General features: G+C 43.3%; 19 protein-coding genes and 1 tRNA gene. 6 read left to right on the top strand and 14 right to left on the bottom strand.

The genetic code is table 11. The features are described from left to right. The first annotated feature begins 106 nt into the window (after window positions 1-106). Window positions 107-406, top strand: a complete 300-nt coding sequence (locus tag QQL60_RS10510; protein ID WP_284723269.1) for a hypothetical protein — start codon at window positions 107-109, stop codon at window positions 404-406. On the opposite strand, the gene QQL60_RS10505 is transcribed toward QQL60_RS10510, so the two are convergent. From QQL60_RS10505 to yihA, 11 genes are all read right to left on the bottom strand, one after another. Continuing rightward, complete coding sequence (locus QQL60_RS10505) at window positions 407-1120, bottom strand: hypothetical protein (protein WP_284723268.1); 714 nt, start codon at window positions 1118-1120, stop codon at window positions 407-409. Between the two features lie 14 nt (window positions 1121-1134). After that, complete coding sequence (gene pstB, locus QQL60_RS10500) at window positions 1135-1962, bottom strand: phosphate ABC transporter ATP-binding protein PstB (protein ID WP_007146963.1); 828 nt, start codon at window positions 1960-1962, stop codon at window positions 1135-1137. Between the two features lie 14 nt (window positions 1963-1976). After that, window positions 1977-2882, bottom strand: coding sequence for a phosphate ABC transporter permease PstA (gene pstA, locus QQL60_RS10495; RefSeq protein ID WP_007146962.1), 906 nt, complete (start codon window positions 2880-2882; stop codon window positions 1977-1979). Next, entirely contained in the window at window positions 2879-3856 is a 978-nt protein-coding gene (gene pstC, locus QQL60_RS10490) for a phosphate ABC transporter permease subunit PstC (protein WP_284723267.1), read from the bottom strand. Before pstC ends, pstA begins: the two co-directional genes overlap by 4 nt. Window positions 3857-3978: 122 nt before the next feature. Next, entirely contained in the window at window positions 3979-5037 is a 1059-nt protein-coding gene (gene pstS / locus QQL60_RS10485; protein WP_007146960.1) for a phosphate ABC transporter substrate-binding protein PstS, read from the bottom strand. Window positions 5038-5350: 313 nt separating this feature from the next. Continuing rightward, window positions 5351-5752 (bottom strand): hypothetical protein, encoded by a 402-nt coding sequence (locus QQL60_RS10480; protein WP_007146959.1) that lies wholly within the window; start codon window positions 5750-5752, stop codon window positions 5351-5353. A 167-nt stretch (window positions 5753-5919) separates the two neighbouring features. Then, a tRNA-Arg gene (locus QQL60_RS10475) sits at window positions 5920-5996 on the bottom strand. A gap of 102 nt (window positions 5997-6098) precedes the next feature. Continuing rightward, window positions 6099-8600, bottom strand: a complete 2502-nt coding sequence (locus tag QQL60_RS10470; protein WP_007146958.1) for a glycogen/starch/alpha-glucan phosphorylase — start codon at window positions 8598-8600, stop codon at window positions 6099-6101. Window positions 8601-8620: 20 nt separating this feature from the next. Then, window positions 8621-9172, bottom strand: coding sequence for a c-type cytochrome (locus tag QQL60_RS10465; protein WP_273178668.1), 552 nt, complete (start codon window positions 9170-9172; stop codon window positions 8621-8623). Further along, window positions 9138-10394 carry a sulfite dehydrogenase gene (gene soxC, locus QQL60_RS10460; protein WP_273178669.1) on the bottom strand — a complete coding sequence of 419 codons (1257 nt, stop codon included), beginning with the start codon at window positions 10392-10394 and terminating at the stop codon, window positions 9138-9140. The genes QQL60_RS10465 and soxC overlap by 35 nt, the downstream gene beginning before the upstream one ends. A gap of 12 nt (window positions 10395-10406) precedes the next feature. Further along, window positions 10407-11033, bottom strand: coding sequence for a ribosome biogenesis GTP-binding protein YihA/YsxC (gene yihA / locus QQL60_RS10455; protein WP_040576641.1), 627 nt, complete (start codon window positions 11031-11033; stop codon window positions 10407-10409). A gap of 91 nt (window positions 11034-11124) precedes the next feature. Between yihA and QQL60_RS10450 the strand changes: the two genes are divergently transcribed. From QQL60_RS10450 to QQL60_RS10435, 4 genes are all read left to right on the top strand, one after another. Continuing rightward, the gene (locus QQL60_RS10450) at window positions 11125-11733 is read left to right on the top strand and encodes a c-type cytochrome (protein ID WP_007146953.1); all 609 of its coding nucleotides are present in this window, start codon (window positions 11125-11127) and stop codon (window positions 11731-11733) included. Between the two features lie 90 nt (window positions 11734-11823). Continuing rightward, window positions 11824-13827, top strand: coding sequence for a cytochrome c biogenesis protein ResB (locus QQL60_RS10445; RefSeq protein ID WP_284723266.1), 2004 nt, complete (start codon window positions 11824-11826; stop codon window positions 13825-13827). 42 nt (window positions 13828-13869) lie between these two features. Beyond that, window positions 13870-15027 (top strand): c-type cytochrome biogenesis protein CcsB, encoded by a 1158-nt coding sequence (gene ccsB, locus QQL60_RS10440; RefSeq protein WP_284723265.1) that lies wholly within the window; start codon window positions 13870-13872, stop codon window positions 15025-15027. A 30-nt stretch (window positions 15028-15057) separates the two neighbouring features. After that, window positions 15058-15693 carry a thiol:disulfide interchange protein DsbA/DsbL gene (locus QQL60_RS10435; RefSeq protein ID WP_007146950.1) on the top strand — a complete coding sequence of 212 codons (636 nt, stop codon included), beginning with the start codon at window positions 15058-15060 and terminating at the stop codon, window positions 15691-15693. A gap of 30 nt (window positions 15694-15723) precedes the next feature. On the opposite strand, the gene mltF is transcribed toward QQL60_RS10435, so the two are convergent. Continuing rightward, complete coding sequence (gene mltF / locus QQL60_RS10430) at window positions 15724-17124, bottom strand: membrane-bound lytic murein transglycosylase MltF (protein ID WP_273178676.1); 1401 nt, start codon at window positions 17122-17124, stop codon at window positions 15724-15726. A 157-nt stretch (window positions 17125-17281) separates the two neighbouring features. Between mltF and trhP the strand changes: the two genes are divergently transcribed. Continuing rightward, entirely contained in the window at window positions 17282-18628 is a 1347-nt protein-coding gene (trhP, locus tag QQL60_RS10425; protein ID WP_273178678.1) for a prephenate-dependent tRNA uridine(34) hydroxylase TrhP, read from the top strand. Here the strand turns inward: trhP and tadA are convergent. Together tadA and waaA are read right to left on the bottom strand one after the other, a co-directional pair. Beyond that, window positions 18625-19077: a tRNA adenosine(34) deaminase TadA gene (tadA, locus tag QQL60_RS10420; protein WP_040576640.1), complete on the bottom strand. Its 453-nt coding sequence runs from the start codon at window positions 19075-19077 to the stop codon at window positions 18625-18627. The genes trhP and tadA overlap by 4 nt on opposite strands. Then, window positions 19070-20338 carry a lipid IV(A) 3-deoxy-D-manno-octulosonic acid transferase gene (gene waaA / locus QQL60_RS10415; protein ID WP_284723264.1) on the bottom strand — a complete coding sequence of 423 codons (1269 nt, stop codon included), beginning with the start codon at window positions 20336-20338 and terminating at the stop codon, window positions 19070-19072. Before waaA ends, tadA begins: the two co-directional genes overlap by 8 nt. Window positions 20339-20372: the final 34 nt, after the last annotated feature.

The raw sequence follows: 20372 nt of genomic DNA, 5'->3' as shown, positions 1-20372 counted from the left end.
TATACTAAAGGCTGATTTCTCTGGTGTTCAGTCTGCTTAATTCAGAATGAGCCAGCTAACGCGACCTCTATCCATTTGAACCATTCAAGAAATAAAAGCCGCTAATATGAGTAAAAAAGATTCTCAAGATATGATTGTAGAGTTCACGCCTCTGGAAAAAATTGAGGCGCTCTATGAAGAGTTACTCGATTGGTATGGTGAGGCAGATAGCAAACAACTCAGAGTAGCGGCCAAGTTTCTGTTGCTGGCTTTAGAGAAGTTTTCTATCCATGGCGGTAATAACTGGCACGAGTTGGTGACAGAATACATTGATATTCTTCACAAAGATCCCGAGAAATTTCAAAAAATTATCGAAGCTAACCGGGGCGAATTAAAAGAAAAAAAATCTAACACGCGCTATCACTAGTCAAGTTTGCAGGAAAGATTGTCTTTTTTGCTCATCTTTCAGCAGTTTGGCAAATTTGCGTGTTTGTTTTGGCAGATAAATAAAATCGTCGACTAATGATTTCTTGCGACGTTTTTTTGTCAGTTCGGCAGGCTCAAAAAAATGTCTGGCATTATCATAAGACAATACAAATGGCTGATATCCTTCCCTCATGAGTAGGTAGCTCATGATTAACGAGCCTGTACGGTGATTTCCTTCCAGAAACAGCTGTGGCTGACTCAAAATATTGGTAAACAATCCCGCTGTTCGTTTCCAGATATTGGTATGTTGGTTTAAGGCTAACCAATCCATGAGTTGACCAATTCCGCCATTGCGAGCTGCATAAAAGTGGGCTTTTGTTGCCTCAAACTGATGTTGAGACTCTTGTTTAGATATTGATGAAGTGTGATAAAGAACAATGTGGTTCAACTCTAACAACAGGTGTGAGTTACCCATAGCGAAAAGTTCTATACCATTAGCCAGATAAAAGTCGATCTTGGCGTAACCTGCGACCAGGTTTTCAATCACTTCTGTTGAAGGCGGCGTTCTTTTTACACTGAGTGTTTCATTAATTTTATCGAAGTTTTTTTTCGTATTAAGCAGACGTGACCTGACAGCGGCAATATCCAGTCGAGCGATATTGCTTGTCAGATCGTGCGTTGCATTGTGAACTGCATTAAATGATGATGACCCCATAATAACGGTTTAGCTTAACTAAACTCACCTCGCACGTATTGTTTAGTTAACAACTGCTGAGGGTCTTCAAAAATCTTCTTAGTTTCATCCATTTCCACCAGATAACCCGTACGGCCACCTTGTGAAATATCCACACCTAAGAACGCGGTTGTATCAGCCACGCGTGTTGCTTGCTGCATATTGTGCGTGACTAAGGCCACACTGTAATGCTGTTTTAATTCCACCATTAGTTCTTCGATCTGACGCGTAGCAATCGGATCCAGTGCAGAACAAGGTTCATCCATTAATAAAACATCAGGTTCTGTCGCAATGGCTCTGGCAATACACAAACGTTGTTGCTGACCACCTGATAGTGATAAACCGCTATTTTTCAGTTTATCTTTAACGTCATTCCAAATAGCTGCACGTTTAAGTGCTTTGACCACCATCTCTTCTTCATCACCTTTATAACCATTTAATCTCAGACCAAATGCGACATTGTCATAAATGCTCATCGAGAAGGGATTAGGCAACTGAAAGACCATACCGATATAACGTCTTACGATTACAGCATCCACTTTTTTGCTGTAAATATCGTGCTTGTGATATTGGATGTGGCCTTCAAAACGGAATGAGTCGATGAGGTCATTCATCCGGTTCATGCTGCGTAGAACTGTACTCTTACCGCAACCTGAGGGACCAATAAAGCCGGTGACTTTATTTTTCTCAATAGGAATCGTGGTGTCTCTGACCGCTCTGAAATCACCGTAGTAAATGTTTTTTACATGGCAGTCTAAAACAACCGGGCCTTTTGGCTCGTACTTTTTAGCAATGAATTCACCGGTATCGGTTTGCATGTTCATAGATTTTCCTTCCGTTATTCTTTAAATTTCGATCTGCCGACAACGCGGGCCAGAATATTGAAAAACAGCACAAGTAAGACAAGTACCAGTGAGGCTGCCCAAGCTAATTCAAGCTGATTTTCAAATGGCATGCCAGAAAAGTTGTAAATCAGTATGGATAAAGAGGCTGTAGGTTCAGCTAGTTCAGCCATGTAGTAGTTACTAAATAAGGCAGTGAACAGCAAAGGCGCCGATTCACCTGCAGCACCTGCTACAGCCAATATCACACCAGTCAGAATGCCTGGTAAAGCCGTCGGTAGCACGACTTTCAAAATCACTTGAGTACGTGTACAGCCCATTCCAAATGCAGCATCTTTCATTTTTTGTGGCACTTGCTTCATGGCTTCTTCAGCGGCCAATGTGACTGTTGGTAACATCAAAACAGCTAATGCCACACCACCTGCCCAAGCCGAGTATGTACCTGTGGTAATAACAATTACAGCGTAGACAAACACACCCGCTAAAATTGAAGGAAAACCAGTCAATACTTTGGCTAAAAAGCGTGACAATGTTGCGATTTTGCTTGACGGGTTCAGTATGGATAAATAAAGCGCAGCCATGATACCAATCGGAATGCTGATGGCTGAGGCAATGCCGACCATGGTTAAAGTACCGACAATCGCGTTACCAAAACCACCGCCCATTTCAAACCCGGCTGGTGGTAAGGCGGTAATCGCTTCCATATCCAGTCTTGCGCCACCCTGAACAATCAGCATATAAATCACTGAAAATAAGGGGATGCTGGCGAGTACCGCCAATACCCAGACCATAGAAGTCAGGAAGTAATTTTTTAAGGCTCTGACCTCAAAAAGATTTTTTTCCAGCGCTGGTAATTCAATTCTGGGAGGTAATACTGGCTCTTCCATTTGTAATTGACTCATTTTTTACCCTCAAATTTACGCATGGTGTATTGCTGCACGGCAAGGCCCGCGACATTTACGATGAATGTGATGAGTAATAGAACTAATGCCGCATACATCAATGCCTGGATTTCAATTTGACCCGCTTCAGGGAAGGTTGATGCAAGAAGTGAGGCTAGGGTATTTGCCGGGGCAAACAACGATAAGTTGATGTTGTTAACGTTACCAATCAACATTGCGAGCGCCATCGTTTCCCCTAAAGCACGTCCAAACCCCAGTACCAGACCAGCCAAGATGCCGGACGAGGCGGTAGGTAACATGACTTTTAAGATCACTTCCCATTTTGTTGCACCCATGCCATAAGCCGCTTCTTTCACTTTATAAGGAATGCGACGGAAAGCATCGGCAGAGATAGCTGCCACGGTTGGTAGAATCATAATGGCTAAAACCAGGGCGGCGGGCGCGAGACCTGGTCCGCTAAGGTCTGTACCAAATAATGGAAACCAGCCCAATGTCTCATGTAACCACTGCGCGCCGGGTCTGATTAATGGGATAAGCACATAGATACCCCACAAACCGTAAACAACAGAAGGAATAGCAGCTAATAATTCGATGATCGTTCTAAAAATCATTTCGAATTTAGCGTGAACAAAGCTCTGGGTTAAGAAAATAGCAATTGCCACACCTAAAGAGCCACCAAGGAGTAGTGCCAAAAACGAGCTATATAATGTGCCCCAGATTTCTGGCAATACACCAAACACACCTTCATTAGTATCCCAGGTGGTGCCGGTAATAAAACTAAGGCCGTGTGTTTTAATGGCAGGTAATGCCTGTGAGCCTAATTCAAAAATGATATAGGCGACCAAAAGAATAATGGATAAGGCGCAAAAATAAGCAAAAGAACGGAATACAGAGTCTTTTAAATAATCAGTGGTAGATGGTGGTGCAGACAGTGTTTTATCACTGCTTGCCTCTTTAAATGGATCGTAAACCATGTGCGTTCCTATCAATTATTCATTCGTATTTGAAACGTGTTTTATGCTGTCTTTAAAACAGAGAAAATGCTGCAAGGTCAAACGTCCTTGCAGCATTTTAATCTGAGTCTTCAACTGCCTGATTACTGAATCATTTTTGCAGCGTTGCGAACTTTCTCAACAACGTTTTCTGGTAATGGGATATAGCCCATAGATTCAGATGATTCTTGACCTTTCGTTACCATGTATTCAATCAAGTCACGCATGGCTTTTGCTTTATCATCGTCTTGATTTTTGTAGACAAGTAACCAAGTAAATGTTGCGATTGGGTAGGCGTCATCACCTGCTGGATCCGTTGCCCATCCGCGTAAGTCTGGCACATCGCTACCTGGCAGAGTTGTTGATGGGAAAGGTGTAGTCGCTAATGCTGCAGCACCACTTTCGCTACCTGCACTCACAAATTTACCTTTTTGGTTTTCAAGAACAGCGGTTGGCATTTTGGTTAGTTTGGCAAAACCATATTCGATATAACCAATTGCACCTGGAGTTTGTTTGATTGTGGCTGTTACACCGTCATTTTTAGGCGCTTTAACAATGGTGCCTGCACTTGGCCAGTTCGGAGATTTAGAACCACCGACTGCTTCTTTGAATTCACTGTTGATCGCTGATAAGTGGTTAGTAAATACAAAGCTAGTACCACTTGAATCAGAACGAACAACGACAGTGATTTTTTCATCAGGCAGTTTCACGCCAGGGTTAGCTGCTTGAATTTTTGGATCATTCCATTTTGTAATTTTACCCATGAAGATTTCAGGATAAACGTCACGAGGCAGTTTCAATTCTTTGATGCCGTCTAAGTTGTATGACAGAACAACTTCACCGGCAGTCATTGGCAATAAAATAGCGCCTTTTTTCACTTGTTCGATTTCGCTGTCTTTCATCGCTGCGTCACTAGCAGCAAAATCAACAGTTTCATTGATAAAGTCTTGGATACCTGCACCACTACCTTTTGATTGATAGTCAATACGTACACCATCAGTTTGTTTGCTGTAGTCCTTGAACCATTTGTTATAAAGTGGAGCTGGGAAGCTGGCACCAGAACCATTTAATTTCAGTTCGGCATGGGCGACAGTTGATGACATAGCACCAACAAGTGCAGTAATAAGAAAGACTGACTTTGCATTTTTTGCAAATAGTTTCATAGAAACTCCTGACTAGTTAATTAAGCAATAAAAATCTTTAACTCGATAAGAGTAACGACCTTAAGTTAAAGATTTATGACAAAAGCAAACTTAGTCAGAAATTTTTATATTGAGATAGAGGGTTAACGCTGAATTCTTAATAAAATTAATAAAGTAGATGCTATTTTAGTAGCCTACATTTTATATATTTCATTTTCTGGAATGCATACCGTTTCATAAAATGAATATAAAAATATGAGGTTAGATTAAAAAGAGCGCCATATATAGGCGCTCTATTACAACATTAGAACGATTTATACGTAACAATCTGTTGCTAAATAGCGAACATCAGAAAGCTGTAGGCAATCCATACAAAACCAATTGTTGTAACAATAAAGCTGAGCGCGGAGAAAATTTTCCAAATAGCTTTATTCCAGAAGTCGGTATCAAAGGCAGCGATGACAAAAATCGTCGGATTGGTAAATCCACCAACAGCAATGCAAAGGCATGCGATCTTTGATAGCTCAATATTGGCGCCTGAAGCTGCACCGTAGAAACCCAAACTAAACAATGCCATAAGCGCATAGTCAACATGCGCTCTGATCATGGTTTTATAATCCACTAAAAAGTCGCCATCAATCCCTTTTATAGGGAACCAGCGAGCAAATGTCATTAACCATGCAGATAAAATCAAGGCTGTAATCATGGCGACAGCACCCAATAACAAAACATTCATTTCTCTCTCCTTATTGTTGGAGAGCGTATTAAAAATGTTTAGATGATATTGAGCAGCTGATAATTACCCCAGATTTTCGGGCAAGTTTCCCAGCATTTGATATGAGAACGTTTGTCACGTCCACAGATAATGAGGAATAGGGTGCTTGAATGTTTTTTGTTTAAAAGTGGCGCGCCTGACAGGAATCGAACCTGTGACCCCCAGCTTCGGAAACTGGTACTCTATCCAACTGAGCTACAGGCGCGTGAAGTTGAGCCGAAGATTATACGGACTTTGCTGATAATCTGCTACGGCTCAAGAGGTGTTTAGCCAAGAGAGTCGTTAACACCCTCTTGGCCGCTCAAAATTAAAACCGTGGATTAATTTTTTCTAATTTCCAGATATCGTTGTTGTACTCTTCCATGGTTCTGTCGGTAGAGAACATACCACTGTTAGCACTGTTCATAATACTCATTGCTATCCAGCGTTCTTTGTCTTGATAGACTTCCGCTGCACGTTGCTGGGCTTCCACATAGCTATGGAAGTCTGCAACCGTCATCCATGGGTCATTGGGGCTGGTGAAAGCAGCAATAATGTCATCAAAAGCACCTTCTTCACATTGGTTGAAGTGGCCTGATTCTAACAAGTTGACGACGCGTTTCAGATCGGCATCATTATCAATAATAAACCGTGGATTGTAGGTGGGCTTGAGCTCAGTGACTTCGTCTTCAGTCAGACCGAACAGAAAGAAGTTTTCAGCGCCGGCTTCATCACGGATTTCAATATTGGCTCCATCCAGTGTTCCAATAGTCATCGCGCCGTTCATCATAAATTTCATATTGCCCGTACCAGAGGCTTCTTTACCGGCGGTAGAGATCTGTTCTGATAAATCAGCTGCTGGGCAAATCACTTCCATGGCTGAAACTTGATAGTTTGGCAAAAAGACGACTTTTAACAGATCGCCCACATCCGGATCATTATTCACTGTGCTGGCAACATTATTAATCAGTTTGATGATGCGTTTTGCCATGACATAACCTGGTGCAGCTTTGCCACCAAACAGTACGCAGCGCGGCGTCATATTTTTGGTATCGCCACGTTTGATACGGTCATAAAGGTGAATAACATGCAGAATATTAAGTAGCTGACGTTTGTATTCATGAATGCGTTTTACCTGAATATCAAACATAGCTTCAGGATTGAACTCAACGCCACAGCTATCTTTCACTAATTTTGCCAAACGTTGTTTATTGGCAAGTTTAGCGGCATGCCATTTCTTTTGGAAAGCCTTGTCATGGGCATAGGCTTCCAGTTTTTTCAGCTCAGTCAGTTGGGTAATCCAGTTATCACCAATGGTGTCTGTGATGAGTTCACTTAAGTCTGGATTACACCAGGCGAGCCAGCGGCGTTGTGTCACACCATTGGTTTTGTTGTTGAATTTATGTGGCCAGAGTTCGTAAAAGTCGTGGAATAAGCCTTTTTTCAGTAACTCTGAGTGTAAGGCCGCGACACCATTGATGGAGAAGCTACCGACGATGGCCAGATGAGCCATACGAACTTGTTTTTCACCGCCTTCTTCAATAATAGACATGCGTGCAAGGCGCGCTTTGTCTCCAGGCCAACGAGTGGCGACTTCACGAAGAAAGCGTGCATTAATTTCATAAATAATTTCCAGAATGCGTGGTAACAGACGACCAAACATATTCACCGGCCAGCGCTCTAATGCTTCTGGTAACAGGGTATGGTTAGTGTAGGCCATGGTGCTGGAAGTAATTTCCCATGCTTTTTCCCAGCCTAATCCATGTTCATCCATTAATAGACGCATCAGTTCGGCAACAGCCACAGTCGGGTGGGTGTCATTTAATTGGAAACAATTTTTCTCAGCAAAATTATCGAAGGATTCACCATGTGTCGTGACCCAGTAATCGAGGATGTCCTGCAGACTGGCCGAGGCTAAGAAGTACTGTTGGCGCAGACGAAGTTCTTTACCATTCTCACTGGCATCATTGGGGTAGAGCACCATGCTGATATTTTCAGCTTCATTTTTGGCAGCAACCGCTTCGGTATAAGAGCCTGAGTTGAAGTCTTCCAGGTTAAACTCATCGGTGGCACCCGCTTTCCATAAACGCAGCACGTTAACTGTGCCATTTTGATAACCGGGAATGGGCAGATCAAAAGGGATAGCCAGTACATCATTTGTGTTGACCCAGTGGACTTTCATATCACCACTGTCGGTTGGGTGATATTCGGTGTGACCGCCAAATTTAACCCGTTGGGTAAATTCCGGACGTTCCAGTTCCCATGGATTACCATCCTGTAACCAGTGATCAGGTTTTTCCACCTGAAAACCGTTTTCGATACGTTGCTGGAACATGCCATATTCATAACGCAGCCCATAGCCTGTAACGGGGAGTTGTAAGGTGGCACAACTATCTATAAAACACGCCGCTAATCGCCCGAGACCGCCATTACCGAGCCCGGCGTCGTGTTCCATTTCGATTAAATCTTCAAAGTTTAAATGGAGTTCATTGAGTGCTTTGGTCGTTTCTTTTTCTAAACCGAGGTTTAGAACCGCATTGCCCATGGCTCTACCCATAAGAAATTCCATTGACAGATAATAAGCATGTTTACACTGCTTTTCTGCATAGGTGTGCTTAGTATGCTTCATGCGGTTGAACAGCCGGTCTCTTAATGTCAGTGCCAGTGATGAGTAGAGGTAATGACCTGAAGCACAACCTTTATCCTGAGCTAAGTGTGTACCGTAATAACGTTTGAAATCTTTGATAAGAGCATCGCTATTCATCCCTAGCTTTTCGGTATTGAATAATTCTGGGGCGGGGTTAGCAGTACATGCGTAACGTGGGCTCATAGACAGATCCTTAAATTATTTCAGCGTTTGTTTGGATAGACGGGAGAAAACCCATCCCGATTAGGCATCTTTACCTGAGGTAGTGTGACTTCATTGAGTTCCACATCGTTCTTGAGTATATCATCCTGATTTAAAATATAAGCGCAAAGTGCGTAGATTTCATTACTTGTTAGAGAAAAAGGGGCTGATGGTGGCATCGCACGACGAATATAGTCGTAAAGTGTTGTTGCATAAGGCCAATAACTGTTTACCGTTTTCTCTGGATACTCCTCGGTTAATGAACCGACATCTCCGACCAGAGGCATTGCGCTGGCGCCTATAGCACCAAACCCATGACAGCTTGCACAGTGTTGTTTAAACAGTTGCTCCCCTTGCTGTGCATTACCATGCCCTGCGGGTAAGTTTTTTCCATCCGGTGTAATAGTGAGGTTCCATGCTGATTGCTGCGATGCTTGTTCAGCATTTTTGCCCAAAGGCTGAAAGAGTGGCTCGGCGACAAGTGTCGCAGGAAATAGTAAAACAAAGATGAGATATCTATTAAAGATAGATATGACTAATCTGACCGTCTTCATTAACTTCCCAACTGACAATAGCGTTGTAGTGGAAAAAACTGTTGTCTCCACGTTCGGTGATAAGCGCTTCACGAGTCGGTTGCTGATAACCTGTTTCATCCGTTGCCCTGCTTTGTAATACGGCGTATTGACCTTGCCACTGCCATGGCAGACTAAAGCGGGTGAAGGCTTTATCCAGAATTGGGGCCTGGAGCTCAGCTTCCACCCAGGTTTTACCACCATCAGCTGAGACATCGACTTTGCTGATTTTGCCATTACCCGACCAGGCAAGCCCAGTAACTTGGTAAATACCTGGATTATCCGGCAGTGTCATACCAACTGAAGGGCTGGTAATAAGAGACTTGGCTTGCATGGGAAAACTGAATTGCCTAGCTTTACCGCTAGGTAATAAGTCAGTGTACTGAGCCGTTTCATCACGGGTCATCGCAGGCTCTTCAACTAATGTTAATTGCCTTAGCCATTTCACATTGACGATGCCTTCCCAACCAGGCAGCAACAACCGGACAGGATAACCATTTTCCGGTCGCAGGCGTTCGCCATTCTGATACAGCGCCAATATTGCATCGTTCATTAGTTTTTCAATAGGAACGCTGACATTGAGTGCGGCACCATCGGCGGCTTCTGCTATCGCCCATTTCGCTTTCGGCTGGACACCACATTCATTTAATAAAAGTCTGAGTGGCACACCGGTCCATTCAGCATTAGAAACAAGTCCGTGCACATAACCTGCAGCAGATTGGATGGGAGAACTACGCCAGCCAGCATTACTATTACCGCCACATTCTATAAAGCAGATTTTTGTGGTTTGTGGATAACGTTTTAAGGCATCAATCGAAAAGGTTAAAGGGGTATCGACTAAACCGTCTATCATGATTTCATGTGTCGATGGATTGATATCAGGCACACCATTATGATGACGTTCATAATGCAGGCCGTTAGGAGTAATGGTGCCTTGTAACTCTTCTAAAGGTGTCCAGGAGACACCGTTGCCAGGCACATTGGGGTTGGCCGATATCCAGCGAATGATATCTTTTTCGTAAATAGAAGGCTGCCCATAATTACTAAAGTTAGCGCCTGGTTTTAGCATCGACTCAGGCAGTATCTGCTGGAGTTCAGTTAATGATGACTGCGCTTTAACGGGTAAACTAAAGCCAAGAAAAACACTACTTAAAGCCGTGCCTTGAAGAAACTGACGTCGGCTTTTAAGTCGTTGTTTGCTCATGGCTAATAAGATCTAGTCAACAGTAGGGGGGATCGCATCATCAGTGACTTCAAACCAGTCATCTAGCTTTTGAATAGCTTCCTCTTTACCAGATTTGTTGAGCGAGGAAAAAAGCTGCACAGAAGCTTTTAATGACAGTTTTTGCAATTCATTTCTTACAGATAATAAGCTTTGTTTACCGGCACCTTTTTTGAGTTTGTCAGACTTAGTCAGCAGTATATGAACCGGTAAATCCGCCTGATTAGCCCAGGTGAGCATTTGTATATCAAATGGCTTCAATGGATGACGAATATCCATCATTAGCATCATTCCCCGCAAACACTGACGTGTTTCTAGATATTGAGCCAAAGTATGCTGCCATTTTAACTTCATTTTTTCAGGGACTTTGGCATAGCCATAGCCGGGAAGATCGACTAAAGCTCGCTGATCATCAAAGCTGAAGAAGTTGATCATTTGTGTGCGACCTGGCGTTTTACTTGTCCTTGCTAGCGCGCTGATGCCTGTTATGCAATTGATTGCACTGGATTTTCCGGCATTTGACCTGCCAGCAAACGCAACCTCATACCCACTATCTTCCGGTAGCTGGGACAGCTCGGTGGCACTGCCGTTATAATAAGCTTTTCTATATAGTTGTGACATGGAACCATTTTGGGTGAAAAATTATCCTAATAAGAGTAGCATACCCAAAGTTCTCGATGATGATTTAGCTTAGTTTTCAGGTAATAAAATAATGAAAAAATTATTGAAGATGGTCATGCTTGGCGTGGCAGTTACGATGAGTGCTCAGGCAATGGCGGCTGGTGATATTAACGCTGGTAAGCAAAAAGCGGCTGTTTGTGCGGCTTGCCATGGTACAGATGGAAATAGTTTGTCAGATGCCTTTCCTAAATTAGCCGGACAAAATGCCGGATACCTCGAAAAACAATTAGCTAATTTTAAAAGCGGTGAGCGTCAAAACGCATTGATGGCACCGATGGTGGCGAATTTATCAGAGCAAGATATGGCCGATTTAGCGGCCTATTTTGCCAGTAAAAAAATGGCGCCTGGTGCCGTTTCTGAAGATTTAGTCGAAGCTGGTGAAAAAATCTTCCGTGCGGGTAATAAAGAAACTGGCGTTCCTGCGTGTATGGCATGTCATGGTCCAAATGGTAATGGTGTGCCAGCAGCAAAGTGGCCTAAATTATCATCACAATACAGCACCTATGTGGAAGCTCAACTTCATGCTTTTGCTAAAGGGGAAAGAGCCAATGACCCTAACGGCATGATGCGTGATGTGGCTAGCAAAATGAGTGAAGCTGAAATTAAAGCGGTTTCTGCTTATGTCTTTGGTTTGAAATAATCGTCACATTTTCTCTGCATAGCTAAGTCTGTTAGCTATGCAGAGAATATTAAAAAATCGAGTAACGGAACTCGTTTCAAGGCTCACCCCATGTCACAAAATCAGGATTCATCAGTTTCTCATCGCAGTTTCGCTTGGCGGGTTTTCCACTTTTTAGGTACGATGGAATTAGCGATCACTTTATTGATCACCCTAGCTATCGCCTCTGTAATCGGCACCGTTCTTCAGCAAAACCAACCCTATCCTGATTATCTTATAAAGTTTGGCCCGTATTGGTTTGACGTTTTTGAAAAGCTGGGCTTATATGATGTTTACAGTGCGATTTGGTTTTTAGCCATATTAGCTTTACTGGTGATCTCGACATCCGTATGTGTGTTTCGTCACGCGCCTTCAATGTTCAAGGATATGTTCAATCTGAGAACCAATGTGCAACTGAAATCGTTACGGTCAATGCATCATCGTAGCGAATGGGAAGTGCCTCAGCTTCAAGCACAAACGGTAGAATCTCTTCAATCTACACTCTCATCCAATGGTTACAGAACTCGAATAACGGATAAGAATGGCAGTATTTTAGTCTCTGCAATGCGCGGTGGCATGAATCGTCTTGGATACATACTGACGCATGTGGCGATTATTGTTATCTGTGTAGGCGGTCTGTTTGATAGCAACTTACCATTAAAACTTGCCGAATGGCAGGGGCGCATTCATGTTGAAACGCGTAATTTACCCTTGCCACAAATTCCAAAAGAAAGCCGTCTTCCTGTCGGTCCACAAGCCTTTAGAGGCAGTGTCAGTATTCCGGAAGGCAGAGCAGCGAGTGTCGCTTATCTGGCCATGCGTGATGGGTATTTAGTGCAAAACTTACCTTTCACCATCGAAGTAAAAGAGTTTCGTATAGAACATTATCCAACCGGGCAGCCGAAGTCGTTCGAATCTGATTTGGTCATTCATGATCCCGATTTGAAAAAGCCACTTGAGGCGACGATTGCGGTCAACCACCCACTTATCTATAAAGGTTATGCCATCTACCAGGCCAGCTTCGGTGATGGTGGCTCTGAGCTGACATTAAAAGCATGGCCTTTGTTTTCAGAAAAAGGTGAGCCCGTCAGCTTGCAGACAAAAGTCTTTGATACTCAGCAAATGTTGTGGGGTGATAAAGAAATGCAGCTTGAAATCACCGACTTTAGACCCTTCAATATCAATCCGGATCCTACCGAAGATAATCCGCAGAATGTACGCAATTTTGGTCCAAGCGTCGGATTCAAGCTTCGAGCCCCTACCGGTGAAGCATTGGAATATCAGAATTATATGAATCCGGTAGAACGTGATGGCAGATATTTTTATTTAAGTGGTGTGCGTAGCTCACCAGCAGAGGAGTTTGCTTATCTATATATACCTGCTGATGATAATGACGGTCTGGAAGGCTTCTATCATTTCCTGAAACGATTACATGATGAAACCGTGGTTAAGCAAGCTGCTGAAGAAATGAAACAAGCTACGCTTGCCAGCCTAAAAACGACGGATGATGACGTATTAGCACAAAGTTTACAAAAAACATTGGAAACCTTGGTTGAGATGTTTAACCGCGGTGGTTTTGGTGAAGTGAGTGACTTTATCGAAAAAACCTTACCAGAATCCGAGCGTGATGCCTTAGCTCCAGCTTATTTAGCGATGTTAAGAGAAATGTTGGGCCGTATTTACTTTTCAGGCTTGGATTTGCAACAAAATGAGACAGTTAATCAGTCTCAGATTTTGTTTCTACAGGATGCGATTGACGCGATAGGCAGTTTACCGCGCTACGGTTCTCCTGTGTTTTTGCAATTAACCGATTACCATCAAATTCAGTCAACAGGCTTACAAATAGCGCATGCGCCAGGAAAAAGTATTGTCTATTTAGGCTGTGCATTCCTCATCGCGGGTGTGTTTTTATTATTTTATTTACCACAGCGACGTTTCTGGGCTTGGGTTACTGAAAAAGAGGGTAAATCACAAATTTATCTGGCGGGGATGACGAATAGAAACCCTCGCGAATTTGATAGTTATTTTGAGGATATCAAAGCAAAACTTCAGTCAGAGTCGCGGAACTCTGACTAAGCATGATGTTCTTAGTTTCTGCTATGGGATGAGGCACAATATATGACAGCACACCTCTCAACAATGAACTCGACGCAACAGACACCATGGGCAGCCTGGTTCTGGCGTGTGTTAATGGTATTAGTTAGTGTCGGTTTAATAGGTACTTATTACGAGATTCTCGATTATTATGAAATTACCATCATTGCTCTGACAGCAATCGGGATGGGTTTTCTTGGACAATATTGGCCGGGGTTTCGTTGGCACAGCCTGGTTGTTGCAGCGCTTAGCTTGATAGCTGTTTCATTGTATGGCCAAAACCTGCAAGCGGGAGAATCTAACTTCTGGCTCAATTATATACTTGCCAGTCAGTCTGCCTTTATGTGGATGAGTGCTTTATTTGTGATGGCGACGGTGACGTATTTCGCTGGCAATATTTTTCGTTCCGGTTTTACAGAAAAAGTCGGTACTGGCTTAACCTGGGCAGCGGTTACGATGGGTATGATCGGACTTATGGTGCGTTGGCGTGAGTCATATCTGCATGGTGCGGATATTGGCCATATCCCTGTCAGTAATCTGTATGAAGTCTTTATTCTTTTTTCGGTAGTGACTGCTTTGTTATATCTGTTTTATGAACGTCGTTATCAAACCCGTAGTTTGGGTGGCTTCGTTTTATTGGTGATTAGCGCCGCGGTTATTTTCCAACTCTGGTATAGCTTTGAACGAAATGCTCATGAGATTCAGCCGCTTGTGCCAGCACTACAAAGCTACTGGATGAAAATTCATGTGCCTGCCAATTTTATTGGCTACGGTGCTTTTTCCATGGCAGCGATGATAGGTGTGGCCTATTTGCTGGTGGTATGGAGACAGCAGGTTAATCCTGACAGCCGCTGGGTTAAGGCGATGCCTGAATTAGGTCTGATGGATGACTTAATGTACAAGACTATTGCTTTGGGTTTTGCTTTCTTCACTCTAGCAACTATTTTAGGTGCCTTATGGGCGGCAGAAGCCTGGGGTGGTTATTGGTCATGGGATCCCAAAGAAACCTGGGCATTAATTGTCTGGCTGAACTACGCTGCTTGGCTTCATATGCGTTTAACGAAAGGTTGGAACGGGAAACCTATGGCATGGTGGGCAATCGTTGGGTTATTCGTGACCTTATTTGCCTTTCTTGGTGTCAATATGTTCTTAAGTGGCCTTCATTCGTATGGCACATTGTAATAATTAATTGAAAATAAAGGATACTCAACGATGATGAAATTAATGAAAACCCTTGCGACAGGACTATTTTTAGGCCTGGTTTCAACGGCAGCTTCTGCTGTGCCGATGAATTTCGTTGAAGGCACCCATTATTTTCCGACTACTGAGAAACTAGCGACACCAGACGATAATAAAATTGAAGTCGTTGAAATGTTTTCTTACACGTGCCCACACTGCTTTAAATTAGAGCCTGAAGTGGATGCCTGGAAAAAAACATTGCCAGAAAATGTACACTTTGTGAAAGTGCCTGCGATTTTCCGTGATAGCTGGTTAGAGTTGGCAAAAGTGTATTATGCCGCTGAAGCTATGGGTAATCTTGATAAAATTCATTCAAAATTATTCAATGCGATTCACGTTGAAAAACGCCGTTTAACGTCTGAAGATCAACTGCTTGATTTTGTTGCTGAGCAAGGTATTGACCGTGAAGAGTTCAAGAAAACAATGAATTCTTTCAGTGTGAAAGCAAAAGTCAAAAAAGCGCTTGTCATGAGCCAAACGTCAGGTATCACAGGCGTACCATCTTTTATTGTTAATGGTGCTTATCGTACGGATGCCAGTACAGCGGGCGGGGTACCTGAGTTATTTAACGTTGTGAATTTCCTGATAGAAAAATCATCTGAGAAGTAATAGAAAAAAGCCCGGTTCACCGGGCTTTTTTTATAAGGCTGCAGGTAATTTTTCGTCTACATCAGGTATAGATGGTGCTGCAGGCGTGGTCATATCTTCATGATGTAAGATGATATTTAAATAACGACGTGTATTTTGTACATATCTCACCGGCTCACTGCCGCGAGCATAACCATGTTTGGTTTTTGAGTACCATTTTTTCTTTGATAGTAATGGCAGGCTTTCTCTGACATCTGACCATGAGTCCGGATTTTTACCAATGCTTTGGGTGATCACTCTGGCATCTTCAAGATGGCCAAGACCTGTATTGTAGGCAGCTAAAGCAAACCAGGTACGGTCAGGATCTTTTATACGTTCGGGCAGGCGACTATATAACGATGCTAAGTAAGCTGCACCAGCGAAGATACTTTGTTCTGGATCTTCTCGATCGGTCACGCCGAGCTGTTTTGCTGTAGATCGCGTTAGCATCATCAAACCTTTTACGCCGGTGCTTGAAACTGCCTCTGGATTCCAATGCGATTCCTGATAAGCCATGGCCGCCAGAAGATGCCAGTCAAAACCATATTCATCTGCTGCCGCTTTGAATAAGTCTTTGTATTGTGGCAAATGCGTTTGAATACGACGATGAATGGCACGCGTATCGACATAATCAAAGCGACGAATATGGCCATAGTATTTTTCTATCAACTTATCCAGTTCACCAGAGGCTTCAATATCATGGAAAAAATCCACTACCTCAAGATAAAGTGATTCATCATCTGTGGGTGCCATAGCCCAAGCTAATGGCTGAGGGTCAGAAATATCAAAAGCGACACGCAGTTCGGGGAAGAGTGACTGATTTGCTGACATTTCATTCGAGTCAACGATGGTGTAATCAATCAGTTCTAATTGCACCAGTTCGAGTAAGCCTCGACTGTCCAATTCTTTATTCTCGCGCCAGGAGAGTTCTGGTATTTCTTGTTGTAATGCCTGTAATTGTTCTACATGACTACTATCGGCTACGACTTCCAGAGTGCCGTTGACGATATCAGTAATATCTTTCGGCCTGATATTGCCATGTTTATAGACGAGCTGCTGTGTGACTTCATGATAAACAGGGCCAAAGCGTAATAATTCTTTACGCTGTTCGGTAACGGTTAAACCGGCGGCAGCAATGTCTGCGCGGCCTTCTTCAATCATATGCAGCATGGTGCCGAGATTTTCAGGCACAATGACTTTGAGTTTGACACCCAGGCGATCAGCAAAGCGTTCAGCAAGCTCATATTCAAAGCCCGCCAGAGCATCATTGCCCTTAACGTAATAGCTGGTAAGGCTGTATCGGCTTAGCACGCGCAACTCGCCTCGCTCTTTTATTTGATCGAGTTGGGGTGGAGCTTCTCCACATGCCGTTAACATGGCCATAGCAAGTAGAGAAATGATCAATCGTCTCAATGAGCTTCCTCAATGTTTTACCAGGCAAAGATTATTACTTTATATTGAGTTGAATGCATCCGTTATCGATCTGTATTTGTGATGAGACTACTGTTTTTATTGGATTTTTATAGATTTAGATTATAATTATCCACTTTTTTTCTATGGGAAATCATCGATGAATGCGCCAGAATTATTATTACCCGCGGGCAGTTTGCAGCATATGCGCTATGCCTATGCTTATGGTGCCGATGCGGTTTATGCTGGCCAGCCGCGCTATAGTTTGCGGGTGCGTAATAATGATTTCCATAAACTGCCTGTTTTGCAACAAGGTATTGAAGAAGCCCATGCTTTGGGTAAGCAGTTCTTTGTGGCAAGTAATCTGATGCCACACAATGCAAAAATTAAAACTTATATGGCGGATATGGAACCGGTGATTGAAATGCAGCCAGATGCATTGATTATGGCCGATCCTGGTTTAATCATGATGGTACGTGAACGCTGGCCAGAAATGCCGGTTCATTTATCTGTACAAGCCAATACCGTTAACTATCAGGCAGTGAAATTCTGGCAATCTATGGGGTTATCCAGAGTGATCCTTTCACGCGAATTATCGTTGGATGAGATTGAAGAAATACGCCAGCTTTGTCCTGATATGGAGCTGGAGGTCTTTGTTCATGGTGCCTTATGTATTGCTTATTCAGGACGTTGTTTATTATCTGGTTATTTTAACCATCGAGATCCTAATCAAGGCACATGTACCAATGCCTGCCGTTGGGACTATAAAACGCATGCCAGTGATAATAATGATGATTCGCCACAGAAAATTGAGTTTAACGCCTTTGATGCGATGAATCAGCACAGTTTTTCTGATTGTGGCGGGCAAGAGAGACACCCTCTGGCAGATGAAGTGTATTTGATAGAAGAAACAAATCGGCCTGGCGAGTTGATGCCGATTTTTGAAGATGAACACGGCACCTACATCATGAATTCAAAAGATCTCCGGGCAATTCAGCATATCGAGAGATTAGTGAATATTGGTGTTGATTCACTGAAGATAGAAGGTCGTACCAAGTCCGTCTATTATGTTGCCCGCACCGCTCAGATATATCGCCAGGCGATTGATGATGCACTGGCTGGCCGTCGATTTAACCCTGAGCTCATCGGTCAACTGGATAATCTTTCAAACCGCGGCTATACCGATGGCTTTTATCAGCGACATCCGACTCAAGAACAGCAAAATTATTTACATGGTTATTCCAGTAATGAGCGTCAACAATATGTTGGTGAAGTTTTGGCGTATGATGCTGACAAGCAGTGTCTTGAGATTGATGTAAAAAACCGGTTTTCTGTCGGTGATAAATTAGAGCTGGTTATGCCTGAAGGAAACAAAACGCTGATACTCGATAAGTTATTAGATAAAGAACGTCATGATATTGAACTGGCGCCTGGTAGTGGTCACAAAGTCTATATTCCTTATCAGGGGGATATCCCTGAGAAAGCATTACTTGCTCGATATCTTTAACGTCTTGCTCTGAAAAAGTTTTTGATGAGCTGGCTACTTTCTTCTTTTAAAACATTTGCTGTGCATTCGACCCGGTGATTGAGATTAGGTAAGGCAAAAGCATCTATGCAGCTACCGGCAGCGCCTGTTTTAGGTTCTGCTGTTGCGTAGATACAGCGAGCGATACGGGCATGAACAAGTGCGCCAGCACACATCATGCAAGGTTCAAGGGTGATGTAAATTTCAGAGCCTGGCAAACGGTAATTTTGCATCGTCTGGCAGGCCTGTCTCAAGGCAACAATTTCAGCATGTGCCGTGGCATCCTGGCTAGCAATGGGTTGATTCCACCCCTGGCCAATGATTTGGTCATCGAGGACAATAATCGCACCGACAGGGACTTCACCTTGAGCTTCGGCATTACGGGCAAGCGCTAATGCTTTCTGCATCCAATAATGGTCTTTTTCAGACATGAATATTGTATTTAATTAAGTTGAGTAAACGTTGGCTGCCGCCCTGACTTTGCTTGATTAACTGTTGTCCGGCTTCACCCATAGCGGTGCGTTTTGGAGGGTTTTTTAATAATTCGATCACCGTTGTAGCCAGCATTTCTGCATTACCTACCTGGATAGCTGCCTGAGCAGTAATAAACTGCTGTGTAATTTCAGCAAAATTAAAGACATGAGGTCCCACGATCACCGGACGAGATAATGCGGCTGGTTCAAGGATATTATGTCCACCCGTTGGAACCAGACTGCCTCCAACAAATGCGATATCAGAGCAGGCATAAAATATAGGGAGTTCACCCATACTATCAATGACAAGGATCTGAATATCACTCCGACAGAGACCATTTTCGCTGCGACGAAGAATTTTGAAGCCAGCACGTTGGCAGAGAGCGGCTACTTTATCAAAACGCTCTGGATGTCGAGGAACAATAATTAACAGTAAATCTGGCACCTGAGCACGGATTTGGCGTGAGGCATTAAGAATAATTTCATCTTCACCTTCATGTGTACTGGCGGCAATAAAAACTGAGCGGTTCCCCCACATTGATCGAATGGCTTCAGCTTGCTCGACAATAGTAGGAGATAAATTGACTTCAAATTTGAGATTACCGACAGCATGCACTTTATCTCTATCGGCGCCAAGCTCTATAAAACGCTCACGATCTTGTTGAGCTTGGGCAGCTATCACGGTAAAGCTTTGTAGAATTTCTCGTGTTAGAGAAGGGATGCGCTGATAACCTTTTAATGAACGCTCAGACATCCTTGCATTGGCCAACACCAACGGAATATTTTGCTTACGGCAATGATGAATAAGATTGGGCCATAACTCAGTTTCCATAATGACACCAAATACAGGCTGGATAGCCTGTATAAATCGACGCATAATGACCGGCAAGTCATAGGGTAGATAACAGTGAATAACGTTATCTGCATATAATGCTTTTACCCGAGTGCTACCTGTCGGTGTCATTGTTGTAATGAGGATCTGATGCTCAGGGTATGTAGATTGGATTGCTGCAACCAAAGGCCGACAGGCCTCAACTTCCCCCATGGAAACGGCATGTACCCAGATAACTGACTTACTTTTATTGACGCTCGGCAGGGTGATTGCAAACCGCTCATCCCAACGTTTGAAGTAAGCACTGGCTTTTGTGCCTCGCCACAACAGACGCAGTAGGATAAAAGGTACAGCTAAAGTAAAAACGATATTATAAAAAACTCTCAAATCAGACTCATAAAGCAGCGAAAAGTAAGCAGGA

The sequence above is a fragment of the Methylophaga thalassica genome, assembly GCF_030159795.1.
In the GTDB taxonomy this organism is placed as follows: Bacteria; Pseudomonadota; Gammaproteobacteria; order Nitrosococcales; family Methylophagaceae; genus Methylophaga; species Methylophaga thalassica.
Note: the sequence above shows the minus strand (reverse complement) of the source record. Positions and strands in the feature narration are given on the sequence as shown.

Excerpts from the sequence above, each read along its gene's own strand:
- QQL60_RS10510 (WP_284723269.1), top strand. The coding sequence starts at position 107 with ATGAGTAAAAAAGATTCTCAAGATATGATTGTAGAGTTCACGCCTCTG.
- QQL60_RS10435 (WP_007146950.1), top strand. The coding sequence starts at position 15,058 with ATGATGAAATTAATGAAAACCCTTGCGACAGGACTATTTTTAGGCCTG.
- pstS (WP_007146960.1), bottom strand. The coding sequence starts at position 5,037 with ATGAAACTATTTGCAAAAAATGCAAAGTCAGTCTTTCTTATTACTGCA.
- QQL60_RS10465 (WP_273178668.1), bottom strand. The coding sequence starts at position 9,172 with ATGAAGACGGTCAGATTAGTCATATCTATCTTTAATAGATATCTCATC.
- yihA (WP_040576641.1), bottom strand. The coding sequence starts at position 11,033 with ATGTCACAACTATATAGAAAAGCTTATTATAACGGCAGTGCCACCGAG.
- soxC (WP_273178669.1), bottom strand. The coding sequence starts at position 10,394 with ATGAGCAAACAACGACTTAAAAGCCGACGTCAGTTTCTTCAAGGCACG.
- ccsB (WP_284723265.1), top strand. The coding sequence starts at position 13,870 with ATGACAGCACACCTCTCAACAATGAACTCGACGCAACAGACACCATGG.
- QQL60_RS10450 (WP_007146953.1), top strand. The coding sequence starts at position 11,125 with ATGAAAAAATTATTGAAGATGGTCATGCTTGGCGTGGCAGTTACGATG.
- pstC (WP_284723267.1), bottom strand. The coding sequence starts at position 3,856 with ATGGTTTACGATCCATTTAAAGAGGCAAGCAGTGATAAAACACTGTCT.
- tadA (WP_040576640.1), bottom strand. The coding sequence starts at position 19,077 with ATGTCTGAAAAAGACCATTATTGGATGCAGAAAGCATTAGCGCTTGCC.
- pstA (WP_007146962.1), bottom strand. The coding sequence starts at position 2,882 with ATGAGTCAATTACAAATGGAAGAGCCAGTATTACCTCCCAGAATTGAA.
- QQL60_RS10505 (WP_284723268.1), bottom strand. The coding sequence starts at position 1,120 with ATGGGGTCATCATCATTTAATGCAGTTCACAATGCAACGCACGATCTG.
- QQL60_RS10470 (WP_007146958.1), bottom strand. The coding sequence starts at position 8,600 with ATGAGCCCACGTTACGCATGTACTGCTAACCCCGCCCCAGAATTATTC.
- trhP (WP_273178678.1), top strand. The coding sequence starts at position 17,282 with ATGAATGCGCCAGAATTATTATTACCCGCGGGCAGTTTGCAGCATATG.
- pstB (WP_007146963.1), bottom strand. The coding sequence starts at position 1,962 with ATGAACATGCAAACCGATACCGGTGAATTCATTGCTAAAAAGTACGAG.
- QQL60_RS10480 (WP_007146959.1), bottom strand. The coding sequence starts at position 5,752 with ATGAATGTTTTGTTATTGGGTGCTGTCGCCATGATTACAGCCTTGATT.
- QQL60_RS10445 (WP_284723266.1), top strand. The coding sequence starts at position 11,824 with ATGTCACAAAATCAGGATTCATCAGTTTCTCATCGCAGTTTCGCTTGG.